Source organism: Pseudooceanicola sp. DL12 (assembly GCF_056270665.1).
In genome coordinates, this window is record NZ_CM149884.1 from 2,535,237 (window position 1) to 2,549,743 (window position 14,507).

Annotated in this window: 14 protein-coding genes; 8 read left to right on the forward strand and 6 right to left on the reverse strand. The window is 64.9% G+C overall.

All coding sequences use genetic code 11. The features are described from left to right. Nucleotides 1-20 precede the first annotated feature (20 nt). Both cysS and AC0WR5_RS11850 read right to left on the reverse strand, forming a co-directional pair. Complete coding sequence (gene cysS / locus AC0WR5_RS11845) at nt 21-1,502, reverse strand: cysteine--tRNA ligase (RefSeq protein WP_475863360.1); 1,482 nt, start codon at nt 1,500-1,502, stop codon at nt 21-23. A 230-nt stretch (nt 1,503-1,732) separates the two neighbouring features. After that, nucleotides 1,733-2,500, reverse strand: a complete 768-nt coding sequence (locus AC0WR5_RS11850; RefSeq protein WP_475863361.1) for a metallophosphoesterase family protein — start codon at nt 2,498-2,500, stop codon at nt 1,733-1,735. A 141-nt stretch (nt 2,501-2,641) separates the two neighbouring features. Between AC0WR5_RS11850 and AC0WR5_RS11855 the strand changes: the two genes are divergently transcribed. Continuing rightward, the gene (locus AC0WR5_RS11855; RefSeq protein WP_475863363.1) at nt 2,642-3,490 is read left to right on the forward strand and encodes an isocitrate lyase/PEP mutase family protein; all 849 of its coding nucleotides are present in this window, start codon (nt 2,642-2,644) and stop codon (nt 3,488-3,490) included. 168 nt (nt 3,491-3,658) lie between these two features. Here AC0WR5_RS11855 and AC0WR5_RS11860 read toward each other — a convergent pair whose 3' ends face one another. Then, complete coding sequence (locus tag AC0WR5_RS11860) at nt 3,659-4,213, reverse strand: peptidylprolyl isomerase (RefSeq protein WP_475863365.1); 555 nt, start codon at nt 4,211-4,213, stop codon at nt 3,659-3,661. Beyond that, on the reverse strand, nt 4,206-4,712 hold the full coding sequence (locus AC0WR5_RS11865) for a peptidylprolyl isomerase (protein ID WP_475863367.1): 507 nt from the start codon (nt 4,710-4,712) through the stop codon (nt 4,206-4,208). Before AC0WR5_RS11865 ends, AC0WR5_RS11860 begins: the two co-directional genes overlap by 8 nt. 137 nt (nt 4,713-4,849) lie before the next feature. On the opposite strand from AC0WR5_RS11865, the gene AC0WR5_RS11870 reads away from it, so the two are divergent. The 7 genes from AC0WR5_RS11870 to AC0WR5_RS11900 all read left to right on the forward strand — a co-directional run bounded on the left by AC0WR5_RS11870 (nt 4,850) and on the right by AC0WR5_RS11900 (nt 12,447). Continuing rightward, nucleotides 4,850-6,019 carry a phosphoglycerate kinase gene (locus AC0WR5_RS11870; protein WP_475863369.1) on the forward strand — a complete coding sequence of 390 codons (1,170 nt, stop codon included), beginning with the start codon at nt 4,850-4,852 and terminating at the stop codon, nt 6,017-6,019. A 150-nt stretch (nt 6,020-6,169) separates the two neighbouring features. After that, on the forward strand, nt 6,170-7,093 hold the full coding sequence (locus AC0WR5_RS11875) for a fructose bisphosphate aldolase (protein WP_475863371.1): 924 nt from the start codon (nt 6,170-6,172) through the stop codon (nt 7,091-7,093). 180 nt (nt 7,094-7,273) lie between these two features. Further along, the gene (locus AC0WR5_RS11880) at nt 7,274-7,573 is read left to right on the forward strand and encodes an FtsB family cell division protein (protein ID WP_475863372.1); all 300 of its coding nucleotides are present in this window, start codon (nt 7,274-7,276) and stop codon (nt 7,571-7,573) included. A gap of 653 nt (nt 7,574-8,226) precedes the next feature. Continuing rightward, nucleotides 8,227-9,243 (forward strand): pyruvate dehydrogenase (acetyl-transferring) E1 component subunit alpha, encoded by a 1,017-nt coding sequence (gene pdhA, locus AC0WR5_RS11885; RefSeq protein WP_475863373.1) that lies wholly within the window; start codon nt 8,227-8,229, stop codon nt 9,241-9,243. 15 nt (nt 9,244-9,258) lie between these two features. Next, nucleotides 9,259-10,635 carry a pyruvate dehydrogenase complex E1 component subunit beta gene (locus tag AC0WR5_RS11890; RefSeq protein WP_475863374.1) on the forward strand — a complete coding sequence of 459 codons (1,377 nt, stop codon included), beginning with the start codon at nt 9,259-9,261 and terminating at the stop codon, nt 10,633-10,635. Nucleotides 10,636-10,647: 12 nt separating this feature from the next. Next, nucleotides 10,648-11,961, forward strand: a complete 1,314-nt coding sequence (locus tag AC0WR5_RS11895; protein WP_475863376.1) for a pyruvate dehydrogenase complex dihydrolipoamide acetyltransferase — start codon at nt 10,648-10,650, stop codon at nt 11,959-11,961. A gap of 150 nt (nt 11,962-12,111) precedes the next feature. After that, entirely contained in the window at nt 12,112-12,447 is a 336-nt protein-coding gene (locus tag AC0WR5_RS11900) for a carboxymuconolactone decarboxylase family protein (RefSeq protein WP_475863378.1), read from the forward strand. Nucleotides 12,448-12,457: 10 nt separating this feature from the next. On the opposite strand, the gene AC0WR5_RS11905 is transcribed toward AC0WR5_RS11900, so the two are convergent. Both AC0WR5_RS11905 and cysE read right to left on the reverse strand, forming a co-directional pair. After that, nucleotides 12,458-13,207, reverse strand: coding sequence for a hypothetical protein (locus AC0WR5_RS11905; protein WP_475863379.1), 750 nt, complete (start codon nt 13,205-13,207; stop codon nt 12,458-12,460). A gap of 424 nt (nt 13,208-13,631) precedes the next feature. Then, a complete protein-coding gene (cysE, locus tag AC0WR5_RS11910) occupies nt 13,632-14,435 on the reverse strand; it encodes a serine O-acetyltransferase (RefSeq protein WP_475863381.1) in 804 nt (267 codons plus the stop codon). Between the last annotated feature and the right edge of the window lie 72 nt (nt 14,436-14,507).

The following is a 14,507-nucleotide window of genomic DNA, read 5'->3' on the forward strand; positions in this document are numbered from 1 at the left end:
GGCCTGTTGTGCTCTCGGTGTCATTTCGCGGCGTCCAGCTTGGAGGCGTCGAAGTTCGGTGTCACATCGATCTCCACCCCGCCCTTGGAACTGCGAACTTCCAGACCGGCATGCAGGAGCATTTTCGTCATCGCATCGACCTCGCTGAAGTCCTTCGTCCGCATTGCCTCTTGGCGCAGGGCGAACAGCTGCTCTTCGTAGACTTCCAAATCCACCTCATCGCCCAGCAACCGATCAATGGAGTTGCCGAAAGTGGCAGTCCAGATGTGGGAGACATCGAAGCCAAGGAAGTTGAGGCCTGCCGCCAGTGCCAGCTTGCCATCGCGCCCGTCGCGCGCGGCTTTCGCCAGCCCGTGCAGCTCAGTTATGGCCTTGGCTGTGTTCAGGTTGTCAGCAACAGCGGCGACAACACTGGAAGGCACCTCTGCGCTATCTATGTTGTCAGCAACATAGTCGCGTTCCTCGTCGATCAGGCGCTTCCACTTCAATAGAGTTGCCTCGTCCTCCTGCCGCTTCTTCTCGGTCCAGTCCATCGGCTTGCCGTAGTGGGTGCCGAGGAAGACCATGCGGATCACCTCTCCGGGCACGCCCTGATCGAGCAGGTCGCGGACGGTGAAGAAATTGCCGAGCGATTTCGACATCTTCTTGCCCTCGACCTGCAGCATCTCGTTGTGCAGCCAGAAGCGGGCGAAATCGCCCTCGGGGTGGGCACAGCAGCTCTGGGCCACCTCGTTCTCGTGGTGGGGAAACTGCAGGTCGATGCCGCCGCCGTGGATGTCGAAGCTCTCGCCCAGCAGCTCATAGCTCATGGCCGAACATTCGATGTGCCAGCCCGGGCGGCCACGGCCCCAGGGGCTGTCCCAGCCGGGCAGATCGTCGGAGGAGGGTTTCCACAGCACGAAATCCATCGGATCACGCTTGTAGGGCGCCACCTCGACCCGGGCGCCGGCGATCATGTCGTCGACGGAGCGGCCCGAGAGCGCGCCGTAGTTCTTGTAGCTGTCGACGGAGAAGAGCACGTGGCCCTCGGCGGCATAGGCATGGCCGCCGTCGATCAGGCCCTGGATCATCTCGATCATCTGGGGAATGAACTGCGTGGCGCGGGGCTCCGCTTCAGGCCCTTCCTTGCCCTTAATGGACGGGCGCAGGGTGCCGAGGGCGTCCATGTCCTGATGATACCAGGAGATCGTCTCGTCGGTGCGCTCGGCGATCAGCTCCTCGAGGGTGCCGGGGGCGCCGGCCTCCTTGCGCGCGTGGGCGGTGGCGTTGATCTTGTCATCGACGTCGGTGAAATTGCGCACGTAGGTCACGTGATCGGGCCCGTAGACATGGCGCAGCAGCCGGTAGAGCACATCGAAGACCACCACGGGCCGGGCATTGCCCAGGTGCGCGCGATCATAGACCGTGGGGCCGCAGACATACATCCGCACGTTGGTCGGATCGATCGGGTGGAACGCCTCCTTCTTCCGCGAGCGGGAATTGTGCAGCTTGATATCGGCCATGTCTTGCTCCTGTCGGCACGCCTCTTGGCGCGGGTAACCCGCGGGCGGCTTAACAGGTTCTCAATTTCCTGGAAACGATGAAGCGGCCCGCGAGAGATGTCTCAGCGGGTAATGATGCAGCAGGTAATGATACAGATCATCCGGTTCATGGGCGTTTGCATAGCGCGGGGCGCGCGCCCTGCCAAGGCTTGATTTGCGCACCTGGGCCCGTGCCCTGCCCCCAGGAGAGATCAGCGGATCATCCCGGTGCCGACGCCCGCCGCCCATTCGTCGCGCCCGTTTCCCCGCGCGGCGGCGACCATGCGCGCGGTGTCATAGAAGACATGGCGGTGGGCGATGCGGAAACCGGCGCCGTCACGCTCGACCAGCGCCCAGGTGGCCGCCGGCGTGCGGGTCTGCACCACGTGGGGCACCGGGGCGACATCGGAATAGGCCGGGCAACCGACGGAGCCCGGGTTGAGCAGGATCTGCCCCGTCGGCAGCTGCAGCAGCGCGGGCAGATGGGTGTGCGCGCAGAGGATCAGCCGGGCGTCGATGCCCGCGGCGGCACCGGCGATCTGATCCATCGGGCGGGGCAGCACGTCGCCCGCTTCGGAAACCATGTGCGTCCAGTAGGTGTTGTCGTCACCGGGCATGGCGTGGCAGGCCCAGACATCGCCGCAGGAGAGCACCTCCGGCATCCCGGCGAGCCAGGCCATGGCGCTATCGTCGAGCGCCAGCCGCGCGATGCGGTCGGAGGGGTAGAGATCGTCGAGCGGTTGCTCCAGCAGGTAGCGATCATGGTTGCCGCGCAGGGCGAGCGCAGGCAGCGGCAGGAGCTGTGCCGCGGTGCCGGCGGCATCGAGCGGGCCGCTGAAATGATCGCCGAGCAGCAACACCGCATCCGGGGTGCAGGCACGCATGTCGGCGAGCACCGCGCGCAGGGCATCGGCATTGCCGTGGATGTCCGCAAGCACGGCGAAACGATCCGGCAGGTCGGGAAGTTTGCGTGTGATCATGGCCTGAGCCTGACCCGCGGGACGCGGCCGAAACAAGCGGAAAACCCTTGCGCCCCGTCGTTTTCTGCAAGACCTTCCCGGCACTGGCTTTGTGAAAGCGTGCAGAAAGTGCGCGGCAAGCCCCGCAGAAGGAGGCAGTTCATGCACAACCCCGGCCCCGTCTTTCGCGCCCTGCACAAGCGCGGCACGCCCTTTGTCCTGGCCAATGCCTGGGATATCGGATCGGCACGGATGCTGGCGGCCATGGGCGCCCAGGCCATCGGCACCTCCTCTGCGGCCTTCGGGTTCACCCTGGGCAAACCCGACGGCACAGTGACCCGCGACGAGGCCATGGCCCATGCCGCGGCCATGGTCGCGGCTACCGATCTGCCGGTCTCGGCGGACCTGGAGAACGGCTATGGCGAGGATCCCGACACCGTGGCGGAAACGGTGAAACTGGCCTTCGAGGCGGGCCTTGCGGGCATCTCGATCGAGGACAACCCCCAGGGAGGCGGCAGCAGCTATGACCGGGCGCTGGCGGTGGAACGGATCCGCGCGGCCACCGCGGCGGCCCGCGCCCTGCCCCGCGACATGGTGATCGTGGCCCGCGCCGACGGGGTGCTGAACGGCACCTACGACATGGACGAGGCGCTGGCGCGCACGGCGGGGTTCGAGGAGGCCGGGGCCGACGTGCTCTATGTGCCCGGCCCGCCCAGCTTCGACGACCTGCAGCGCATCGTCGAGAGCACGGAGCTGCCGGTGAACGCGCTGACCATCGGCACGCTGGCGAGCTATACCATCGAGGATTTCGCCCGCATCGGCGTGGCGCGCATCTCGCTCGGCTCGGGCCTTGCCCGGGTGACGCACCGGGCGATCATCGATGCCATGAGCGAGGTCTTCGAGGACGGCAGCTTCAGCCGGCTGAAGAAGTCGGTCTCGGGCGAGGAGATCAACAAGATGCTGGAGCGTGGCGCGCCGGGCTGGGCCGCAGGCGCCACCGGGGAGGATTGAGCCCCTGGGCCGCCGGCGGATCCGGAGGGAGCTGCCCGGCCTGCGGCCGACGCCAGCCACGGGGGCCCGATGGCGCGGCGCCCCAAGCCGGAAAATGGGCAAGGCCCCGTGAAGACGTGAAAAAGGCGGAGCCGAAGCCCCGCCTTTCACCAGGTCGGCAAGATCGCGTCACTCGGTGACGGTGACCTTTTTCATCACGTCGGGCTGACCGACCACGGCGCCGTTCGGGCCGGTGCCGCGCTTGATCTGATCGACCACGTCCATGCCCTCGGTCACCTTGCCGACGACCGTGTACTGGCCGTTCAGGAAGGGCCCGGGCTGGAACATGATGAAGAACTGCGAGTTGGCGCTGTCGGGATCCTGGGCGCGGGCCATGCCGACGACGCCGCGGTCAAAATCCTCGTCCGAGAACTCGGCCGGCAGGTCCGGCAGATCGGAGCCACCACGGCCGGCAAGGCGCATGTCGTCGCCCAGGTGGCCGTATTCCACATCGCCCGTCTGGGCCATGAAACCGTCGATCACGCGGTGGAAGACGACGCCGTCATAGGCGCCCTCGGAAGCCAGCGTGGTGATCCGCTCGACGTGCTTGGGCGCGATGTCGTCGAAGAGATCGACGTGCACCGTGCCGTTGGCCTCGCCCTCGATCTCGATGTCGAGACCGGTGGCCAGGGCCGGCGCCGCCATCAGCAGCGACAGGCCGGTTGCGAGGACGAGCTTACGCATCTGCGGCCACCTTGACCGAGATCATCATGTCGGGATCCGCGGGCGGCTCGCCGCGCAGGATGGCATCGACGTGTTCCATGCCCTCGATGACGCGGCCATAGACGGTGTACTGGCCGTTGAGGAAGTGGTTGTCCTTGAAGTTGATGAAGAACTGCGAGTTCGCCGAGTTCGGGTTTTGCGACCGGGCGGCGCCGAGCGTGCCGCGATCGTGGGGCAGCTTGGAGAATTCCGCCGGCAGGTTCGGCAGGTCGGACCCGCCGGTGCCTGCCATGCGCAGGTTGAAATCGTTGTTCTTGTTGCCGTTGGCCACGTCGCCGGTCTGGGCCATGAAGCCGTCGATCACGCGGTGGAAGACCACGCCGTCATAGGCACCGGACCGGGCCAGTTCCTTCATCCGTTCGGAATGCGCCGGCGCCACGTCGGGCAGCAGCTCGATGATGACGGTGCCGTTCTTCAGCTCCATCAGGATGGTGTTTTCGGGATCCTTGATTTCGGCCATTTGCCACTCCTTCCACATGTTTGCGCAAGCAATACGGGCAGATGCCCCGGTTGCCAAGTAACGCATGTTGACCCCTGCGTGGGAACCCGCCAGAACTTGGCCAAACAGGGCCGTACCTGGGCAAAGGAGAGGGACATATGGGCTGGAAAACGCTTGATGACATGGAAGTTGCGGGCAAGAAGGTGCTGACCCGCGTCGACATCAACGTACCGGTGGAGGACGGCAAGGTGACCGATGCCACCCGGATCGAGCGAATCGTCCCGACCGTGAAGGACATCCTGTCGAAGGGCGGAAAGGTGATCCTGATCGCCCATTTCGGCCGCCCCAAGGGCAAGGTCGTGCCGGAGATGAGCCTGCAGGTGGTGCTGCCGGCGCTGGAAGAGAAGCTGGGCCAGAGCGTGGCCTTTGCCGGGGATTTCGGCGCCGTCGCGGGCCTCGATGCCGATGTGATCCTGCTCGAGAACATCCGGTTCTATCCCGGCGAGGAGAAGAACGACCCCGCCTTTGCCAGCGAGATCGCGGCGCTCGGCGACATCTATTGCAACGATGCCTTTTCGGCCGCCCACCGGGCGCACGCCAGCACCGAGGCGCTCGCCCGCGAGCTGCCCTGCTGTGCCGGGCGGCTGATGCAGGCCGAGCTGGAGGCGCTGGAGGCCGCGCTCGGCGATCCGGTGCGCCCGGTGCTGGCCGTGGTGGGCGGTGCCAAGGTCTCGACCAAGCTGGAGCTGCTGGGCAACCTGATCGAGAAGGTCGACAAGCTGGTGATCGGCGGCGGCATGGCCAATACCTTCCTGGCGGCCAAGGGCATCAAGGTGGGCAAGTCGCTGGCCGAGCTGGAGATGATCCCCACCGCCAAGGAAACCCTTGAAAAGGCGGCCGACCTGGGCTGCGAGATCATCCTGCCCGCCGATGTCGTGGTGGCCTGGGAGTTCAAGGCCGGCGCCGAGAACAAGACCGTGCCGGCCACCGAATGCCCCGAGGACGCGATGATCCTGGACGCCGGCCCCGAGAGCGTCGAGCGGCTGGCCTTTGCCTTCGAGAAGACCAAGACGCTGATCTGGAACGGGCCGCTGGGCGCCTTCGAGATCGAACCCTTCAACGCGGCCACCGATGCCGCGGCGCTGAAGGCCGCCGAGCTGACGGCGGCCGGCAAGATGGTTTCCGTCGCCGGTGGCGGCGACACGGTGGCGGCACTGAACGCCAGCGGCGCGGCGGAGAAATTCACCTATATCTCGACCGCCGGCGGCGCCTTCCTGGAATGGATGGAAGGCAAGACCCTGCCCGGCGTTGCGGCACTGGAAGGCTGATTTCAGCCCGACGAGGGGGCGCGGGCCGCTTTCGGCGGCCCGTTAGCGCAACCTAGATTGCATGGCTGCGCCCCCTCGCCTACGATTGGCGCAGTGAGGCCACGGACGCGCTGTGGCCCGATTTAACCCAACTATTTCAGGCGATTGCAAATGACGGAAACGAACCAGGCCGAATTGGTACGCGCCGATGCCGCCATGGCAGAGCAGATCCGCAGCGGTGACGGGTTCATCGCAGCGCTCGACCAGAGCGGCGGCTCGACCCCGAAGGCGCTGAAGCTCTATGGCATCGAGGAGAGCGAATACTCCACTGACGAGGAGATGTTCTCTCTGATGCACCAGATGCGGGCCCGGATCATCAAGTCGCCCGCCTTCAACGGCGAGAAGGTCATCGGCGCGATCCTCTTCGAACGCACCATGGACGGCGAGATCGACGGCATGCCCACGGCCGAGTACCTGTGGAAGGAAGCCAGCGTCGTGCCCTTCCTGAAGGTCGACAAGGGGCTGGCCGAGGCGGAAGACGGCGTGAAGCTGATGAAGCCGATGCCCGAGCTGGACATCCTGTGCGAACGCGCTGTTCTGAAAGGCATTTTCGGCACCAAGATGCGCAGCGTCGTGGATGCGGCCAATGCCACCGGCATCCGGAAGATCGTCCAGCAGCAGTTCGAGGTGGGCCAGCAGATCCTGTCGCACGGGCTGATCCCGATCATCGAGCCGGAGGTGACCATCTCGATCGCCGACAAGGCCGAGGCGGAGGACATGCTCCGCGACGAGATCCTGACGCAGCTGGACGCCCTGCCGGAGGGCACCGAGGTGATGCTGAAGCTGACGATCCCCGAGGTCGACAACCAGTACAAGGTGCTGGTCGACCACCCGGCGGTGATGAAGGTCGTGGCGCTGTCGGGCGGCTACTCCCGCGAGGAGGCCTGCGAACGGCTGGCCCGGCAAAGCGGCATGATCGCCTCGTTCAGCCGCGCCCTGACCGAGGGCCTCTCGGCGCAACAGGACGATGCCGATTTCGACGCCACCCTGGGCGCCACCATCGACATGATCTACAAGGCCTCCGTCGCCGGCTGAGCCGCATGAGGAGCGCCGGTTAAACAGTTCAAATGATGGACTGATCGGAAAGGAGCGGCAGGCCGCTCCTTTTTTCGTTTTTTGCGAATCAGGGGATTCACAAGCCGATTCGGCTATGGCATAGTCTGCCCATAGCCACCCGGAAGAGGTGGTTCCCCCGAAAGGGGATTGAGGCAGACCATGAGCAGCGAAACACGCCCGGCGATCGGGATCTTTCTATTCTTCGGAGCCATCCTCCTGCTGGGGATGTATTTCACCTTTGCCGCCGTGCAGGGGGAATACGGGCTGTTTCGCCGCGCCGTGGTCGAAGTCGACAACACCCGCCTGGAGGCCCAGCTCGCCGAGCTGGAAGGACAGATCGAGGTGATGGAGAACAAGACCCACCGGCTGTCCGACAATTACCTGGATCTCGACCTTCTCGACCAGCAGGCGCGCGACGTCCTGGGGCTGATCCGGGGCGACGAATTCGTGCTGCGCTGAGCGCCGCGAAACCGCCGATACATTCCAAAATCTGCAAATCAGCAAGTGCCTGAAAAGGCGGGATTCCAACGTCGGTATTACGTCGGTATCGCGTCGGTATCACGTCGGTGCGAAACTGGCCCGAAACACTGCTGATTTTTACCCCGCGCGGCCTGATTTCGGGCCGGCCAGAGGCCGCCCCGAAGCCTCCGGCGGCCGTATTTTCCGGAAAGATGAAGGCCCGGGACAACTCGCCCCCTCGTGGCGACCGCCCGCAGCGCGAGGCATTTTCACGAAAAGATCCAACAGAAGCGCCACGCCCTCCTTTCATCTTTCCCGAAATACGGCGGGGGAGGCGCGCGGCACGCGCGACGGGGGCAGAGCCCCCTGCCACATCCGGAGCGGCGGGACCGGAGGCGCGTCACGCGCCCGCCCCTGAGCCCCGCTCCGCAACCACTTCAACATGCACCAAGTTGGTGCTTGCTCCCCGTGCGGGAAAGACTACCCTTGCTCTACATACATGGCCGGTTGGCCGCCTCGGCAGGACCTTCGGCATTTTGGCTCTCGCATCGGCGAGCCACTTGCTGTAGGGAATAGTTTAATACTAAACTATTCCTGTTTTGCCGATCTCGGTCAGCAGGACGATTTCACGGGACGATACGGGGAGGACACCTATGGCGACCCGCAAAGCCGCAGCGAAGCCGAATGTCTCGGCTGACGAGCTGAAGAAGTATTACCACGACATGCTGTTGATCCGCCGGTTCGAGGAAAAGGCCGGCCAGCTCTATGGCATGGGCCTGATCGGGGGCTTCTGCCACCTGTACATCGGCCAGGAAGCCGTCGTCGTCGGCCTCGAGGCCGCGGCGGAGGAAGGCGACAAGCGCGTCACCTCCTATCGCGACCACGGTCACATGCTGGCCTGCGGGATGAACCCCGACGGCGTGATGGCGGAACTGACCGGACGCGAGGGCGGCTATTCCAAGGGGAAGGGCGGCTCGATGCACATGTTCTCCAAGGAAAAGAACTTCTATGGTGGCCACGGCATCGTGGGCGCGCAGGTGCCGATCGGCACCGGCCTCGCCTTTGCCGACAAGTACCTGGAAAACGGCCGCGTGACCTTTGCCTATTTCGGTGACGGCGCGGCGAACCAGGGCCAGGTCTACGAGAGCTTCAACATGGCGGCGCTGTGGAAACTGCCCGTCATCTACGTGATCGAGAACAACCAGTACGCCATGGGCACCGCCCAGAAGCGCTCAACCTCCTCGGCCGAGATCTACAAGCGCGGCGAGCCCTTCGGCATTCCCGGCGAGCTGGTCGACGGCATGGACGTGCTGGCGGTGAAGGCGGCCAGCGAGAAGGCCATCGCGCACTGCCGTGCCGGTGACGGCCCCTATATCCTGGAAGTGAAGACCTATCGCTATCGCGGTCACTCGATGTCGGACCCGGCCAAGTACCGGACCCGCGAGGAAGTGCAGGACATGCGCGAGAAGCATGACCCCATCGACCACATCCGCCAGATGCTGATCGACGGCAAGCACGCCACCGAGGATGACCTGAAAGAGATCGACAAGTCGATCAAGGCCATCGTCAACCAGTCGGCCGAATTCGCCAAGGAGAGCCCGGAGCCCGCGCTCGACGAACTCTGGACCGACATCTATGCCGACGTGGCGCCGCAAGACGAAGACGCCTGAGGGAGGATATCGCATATGCCTACTGAAATTCTGATGCCCGCCCTTTCTCCGACCATGGAGGAAGGCACCCTTGCCAAGTGGCTGGTGAAGGAGGGCGACACCGTGTCCTCCGGCGACATCCTGGCCGAGATCGAGACCGACAAGGCGACGATGGAATTCGAAGCCGTCGACGAGGGCGTGATCGGCAAGATCATCGTGGCCGAGGGCACCGAGGGCGTGAAGGTCAACGAACCGATCGCCGTGCTGCTGGAAGAGGGCGAGAGCGCCGATGACATCGGTGATGTCGCGGCCCCTGCCCCTGCCGCCGCCACCGAGGAAGCACCGAAGGCCGAGGCCAAGGCGCCGGCGGTGGCCGCCGCCCCCGCAGAGGTGAAATCGAACGCCAGCCCGGATTACCCGGAAGGCACCGAGATGCGCCAGCAGACCGTGCGGGAAGCCCTGCGCGATGCCATGGCCGAGGAAATGCGCCGCGACGAGACCGTCTATCTGATGGGCGAGGAAGTGGCCGAGTACCAGGGCGCCTACAAGGTGTCGCAGGGGCTGCTGGACGAGTTCGGGCCCAAGCGCGTGGTCGACACGCCGATCACCGAGCACGGCTTCACCGGTCTGGCCGTGGGCGCCGCCTTTGGCGGGCTGAGGCCCATCGTCGAGTTCATGACCTTCAACTTTGCCATGCAGGCCATCGACCAGATCGTGAACTCTGCCGCCAAGACGCTCTACATGTCCGGCGGCCAGATGGGCGCGCCCATGGTCTTCCGCGGGGCCAATGGCGCCGCCGCCCGCGTGGGCGCCCAGCACAGCCAGGACTTTGCCGCCTGGTATGCCTCGATCCCCGGCCTGAAGGTCGTCATGCCCTACAGCGCCGCCGATGCGAAGGGCCTGCTGAAGACCGCGATCCGCGACCCCAACCCGGTGGTCTTCCTGGAAAACGAGCTGATGTACGGCCATGCCTTCGACGTGCCCGTGCTGGAGGATTTCACCATCCCCTTCGGCAAGGCCCGCATCTGGCGCGAGGGCACCGACGTGACCATCGTGTCCTGGGGCATCGGCATGAAGTTCGCCCTGGAAGCGGCGGACAAGCTGGCCGAGGAGGGCATCAGCGCCGAGGTCATCGACCTGCGCACCCTGCGCCCCATCGACTATGACACGGTGATCGCCTCGGTGATGAAGACCAACCGCTGCGTCACCGTCGAGGAGGCCTTCCCCGTCGGCTCGATCAGCAACCACCTGTCGGCCTACATCATGGAAAACGCCTTCGATTACCTCGATGCGCCGGTGATCAACTGCACCGGCAAGGACGTGCCCATGCCCTATGCCGCAAACCTCGAGAAATTCGCGCTGACCAGCACGGAAGAGGTGATCGACGCGGTGAAGAAAGTCACCTACCGGTAAGGAGAGAGAGCGATGCCAACGGAAATCCTGATGCCTGCCCTCTCTCCCACGATGGAGGAAGGCACGCTGGCGAAATGGCTGGTCAAGGAGGGTGACACCGTCTCCTCCGGCGACCTGCTGGCCGAGATCGAGACCGACAAGGCGACGATGGAATTCGAAGCCGTGGACGAGGGCGTGATCGGCAAGATCCTGGTGGCCGAGGGCACCGAGGGTGTGAAGGTCAACGAACCCATCGCGGTGCTGCTGGAAGAGGGCGAGAGCGCGGACGACATTGCCGCCGCCCCTGCCCCAAAGGCCGCCACAGAGGCGCCCAAGGCAGAGGCCGCGGCCCCCGCTGCCGCCGCGAAGGCCGAGGCGCCCGCCGCCCCGGCCGCGCCCAAGGGCGCAGACGGCAGCCGGATCTTTGCCTCGCCGCTGGCCCGCCGCATCGCGGCACAGAAGGGTCTCGACCTGGCGACGATCACCGGTTCGGGCCCCCATGGCCGGATCGTGAAGGCCGACGTGGAAGCCGCCGAGGCCAAGCCCGCCGCCGCCAAGGCGGAAGCCGCCGCCCCGGCCGCCGCGGCTCCGGCTGCTGCAGCTGCCGCACCGGCAGGCCCGTCCACCGAGACGGTGCTGAAGATGTACGCCGATCGCGACTTCGAAGAGGTCAAGCTCGACGGGATGCGCAAGACCATCGCCGCCCGCCTGACCGAGGCCAAGCAGACGATCCCGCATTTCTACCTGCGCCGGGACATCAAGCTGGACGCGCTACTGAAGTTCCGCGCCGAGCTGAACAAGCAGCTGGAAGGCCGCGGCGTGAAGCTCTCGGTCAACGACTTCATCATCAAGGCCTGTGCGCTTGCGCTGCAGGCCAACCCGACGGCCAATGCCGTCTGGGCCGGTGATCGCGTGCTGCAGCTGAAACCCTCGGACGTGGCGGTTGCCGTGGCCATCGAGGGCGGCCTCTTTACCCCGGTCCTGAAGGACGCGGACATGAAGAGCCTCTCGGCGCTGTCGACCGAGATGAAGGACCTGGCCAAGCGTGCGCGCGACCGCAAGCTGGCGCCGCATGAATACCAGGGCGGGTCCTTTGCGGTCTCCAACCTCGGCATGTTCGGCATCGACAATTTCGATGCCATCGTGAACCCGCCCCATGCGGGGATCCTGGCCGTGGGCACGGGCGTGAAGAAGCCGGTGGTGAACGACGCGGGCGAGATCGAGGTGGCAACGGTGATGTCGGTGACCATGTCGGTGGATCACCGCGTGATCGACGGGGCGCTCGGCGCCGAGCTGCTGAAGTCGATCGTCGAAAACCTGGAAAACCCGATGATGATGCTGGCCTGAGCCGGCCCATTGGACAGACATTGAAACGGCCCGGAGAGCGATCTCCGGGCCGTTTTCGTATGTGTGGACCGCCGCACGATTTGATCCAGCGCAAGGCGTCACATTCCTATAATGATATGTGTAAGGGACACATCAGCCATGGAGTAAGTGATGGACTGGAAAGACTACCTGCGGGACTCGGCCCGCAACCTGGGCACCTTCCGCAAGGCGCACCCCGATGCCGCAGCCGGTTTTACCGCCCTGCATGATGCGGCGCTGCACGACGGCGCGCTGTCGGCCAAGCACAAGGAACTGCAGGCGGTGGCCATCGGGATCGTCAAGCAGTGCAACGATTGCATCGGCTTTCACATGAAGGCCGCGATCCGCGCCGGGGCAACCCGCGAAGAGGTGGTGGAGACGATCAGCGTGGCCATGGCCATGGGCGGCGGCCCCGCCTACATGTACGGCGGCAAGGCCATCGAGGCCTACGACCAGCTGGCCGGCTGAGCCCGCGGGCTCAGCCGATCTCGGCCGCCATGTCGATGCCGAGGGGCCGGTAGCGGCCTTGGATCCGCTCCGACACCTCGGTGCATACCCCCTGCGCGGCGGGGCCGCCATCGGCGTTCAGATCGTGATCGGCGTCCCGGCTCATGTCATGGCACAGGTCGCGCCGCATCAGGAAGCGACGCAACAGCATGGCGAAGAAGCTGATCTCCTCCTTGCGGGTCTGCAGGGCCACGAGGCGCTCCATCACCATGCGATACTGCAGGTCATCGAGCTCTGCGATCTCGACCGCAGCCAGGTCGAGACAGGGATGCAGGAGGTCGAGAAGGGCCTGAGCCGCGATGTCCTGCATCACCTGCGTCGAGGTTTCGGTGCTGCGCAGATGCGGCAGCAGGATCAGTTGCAGGTCGCCGAGCGCCTGCTGGAACCGGATCATCATCCGTTCCAGCGGGCCGGAACGCTGGGTGAAGAGCACCCGCATGCGCCCGAGGATCAGGCCAGGCAGCTCGATGTTGACCGAGGAACTGAGGACCTGGGATGCACTGTCGCGTTCCGGCAGGTAGGGCCATATCGCAGCGAGAAACCCCGGGTCGAAAGCCCGGGGCAGCATGGGCTTTTCGCCCTGGGGATGGACCGTCATCCGGAAGGTGTGGCGGGTGAATGCCACCCAGTCCATGCGCCAGCTTTCGGTGCCACTGTCCCGCACCAGGGCGATCTCGACCATCGGTCGCGCCTGCCCCCCGCTCGATATGCTCTCAGCCATGCCTCAATCCCTGATCTTGCTTGTCACTTTGGCTGGCCGGAACTTTTGTCGAAATCTGTAAAAATTGTTTTAAAAATTTAGACAAACTCTCGGGCAGGCAGAAAGGGGCTCCTCGACAGGGCTCAAGACCGGTTTGGATCGGCCCTGCAGGGCCGATCGGGGTCGGTTCGGGAAGGAAAGTATGGAATTCCCCACTGTTTCAGGCGCTGTTTCCGTCGCAAACAAGTGCATGACCCGGGTGCGGTCCCAACCGCGTTCCAGAGTATCCTTGTTTCAGTACCAGTTCTGCCTGTTTATCAATTACCCGGGTCAGACAGGCCTTTCCTTCAGACCTTTCCCCTGGCCTTGCCTTCCTGCACGTAAGGCCATGAAAAAGGCCCCGCGATCCGAAGATCCGGGGCCCCGTCGCCGTTCATCGGGCATCTCACATGCCGAGAAGCTGGTTCATCGCGAGGGCGGGCTGATCGCAGCCGGCCTCTCCGACGATCTTGGCCGGCACACCGGCCACCGTCGTGCAGGGCGGCACCTCGTGCAGGACGACGGAGCCGGCCGCGATCCGCGAGCAATGGCCCACCTTGATGTTGCCGAGCACCTTGGCCCCGGCGCCGATCAGAACGCCGTTGCCGATCTTGGGGTGACGATCCTGCTCTTCCTTGCCGGTGCCGCCGAGGGTGACGGAATGCAGCATCGAGACATTGTCGCCGACCACGGCGGTTTCACCCACCACGATGGAATGGGCATGGTCGATCATGATGCCCTTGCCCATGCGGGCCGCGGGATGGATGTCGACGCCGAAAACCTCGGAGGAGCGCATCTGGAAGAAATAGGCCAGGTCGTGGCGGCCCTCGGTCCAGAGCCAATGGGCGATGCGGTGGGTCTGAACCGCTTGGAAGCCCTTGAAGTAGAGCAGCGGCTGGATGAAACGATGGCAGGCCGCGTCACGCTCGTGGATGGCCACGATATCGGCACGGGCGGCGGCGGCGATCTGCGGATCCGCGCCAAAGGCTTCGTCGCAGATCTCGCGCAGGATCTGCCCCGACATCTCGTCGGACGCCAGCTTCATCGAGATGCGATAGGCCAGCGCCCGTTCGATCGAGGAATGGTGCAGAATTGTCGAATGGACCATGCCGCCGAGCAGCGGTTCGTCGGCAATCGCGCGGCGCGCCTCACAGACGATCCGATCCCAGACCGGATCGAGTTCAGCGAGTTTTGCGTTCGTGTTAGCCATGGCTCTAATCCCAAGTTTGCCCCTGAGACTAACAAATGGGGCCCGGAAAGGGAATCGCAAACCCGTGAACCG

Excerpts from the sequence above, each read along its gene's own strand:
- AC0WR5_RS11895 (WP_475863376.1), top strand. The coding sequence starts at position 10,648 with ATGCCAACGGAAATCCTGATGCCTGCCCTCTCTCCCACGATGGAGGAA.
- AC0WR5_RS11870 (WP_475863369.1), top strand. The coding sequence starts at position 4,850 with ATGGGCTGGAAAACGCTTGATGACATGGAAGTTGCGGGCAAGAAGGTG.
- AC0WR5_RS11905 (WP_475863379.1), bottom strand. The coding sequence starts at position 13,207 with ATGGCTGAGAGCATATCGAGCGGGGGGCAGGCGCGACCGATGGTCGAG.
- AC0WR5_RS11875 (WP_475863371.1), top strand. The coding sequence starts at position 6,170 with ATGACGGAAACGAACCAGGCCGAATTGGTACGCGCCGATGCCGCCATG.
- cysS (WP_475863360.1), bottom strand. The coding sequence starts at position 1,502 with ATGGCCGATATCAAGCTGCACAATTCCCGCTCGCGGAAGAAGGAGGCG.
- AC0WR5_RS11880 (WP_475863372.1), top strand. The coding sequence starts at position 7,274 with ATGAGCAGCGAAACACGCCCGGCGATCGGGATCTTTCTATTCTTCGGA.
- AC0WR5_RS11900 (WP_475863378.1), top strand. The coding sequence starts at position 12,112 with ATGGACTGGAAAGACTACCTGCGGGACTCGGCCCGCAACCTGGGCACC.
- pdhA (WP_475863373.1), top strand. The coding sequence starts at position 8,227 with ATGGCGACCCGCAAAGCCGCAGCGAAGCCGAATGTCTCGGCTGACGAG.
- AC0WR5_RS11855 (WP_475863363.1), top strand. The coding sequence starts at position 2,642 with ATGCACAACCCCGGCCCCGTCTTTCGCGCCCTGCACAAGCGCGGCACG.
- cysE (WP_475863381.1), bottom strand. The coding sequence starts at position 14,435 with ATGGCTAACACGAACGCAAAACTCGCTGAACTCGATCCGGTCTGGGAT.
- AC0WR5_RS11850 (WP_475863361.1), bottom strand. The coding sequence starts at position 2,500 with ATGATCACACGCAAACTTCCCGACCTGCCGGATCGTTTCGCCGTGCTT.
- AC0WR5_RS11860 (WP_475863365.1), bottom strand. The coding sequence starts at position 4,213 with ATGCGTAAGCTCGTCCTCGCAACCGGCCTGTCGCTGCTGATGGCGGCG.
- AC0WR5_RS11890 (WP_475863374.1), top strand. The coding sequence starts at position 9,259 with ATGCCTACTGAAATTCTGATGCCCGCCCTTTCTCCGACCATGGAGGAA.
- AC0WR5_RS11865 (WP_475863367.1), bottom strand. The coding sequence starts at position 4,712 with ATGGCCGAAATCAAGGATCCCGAAAACACCATCCTGATGGAGCTGAAG.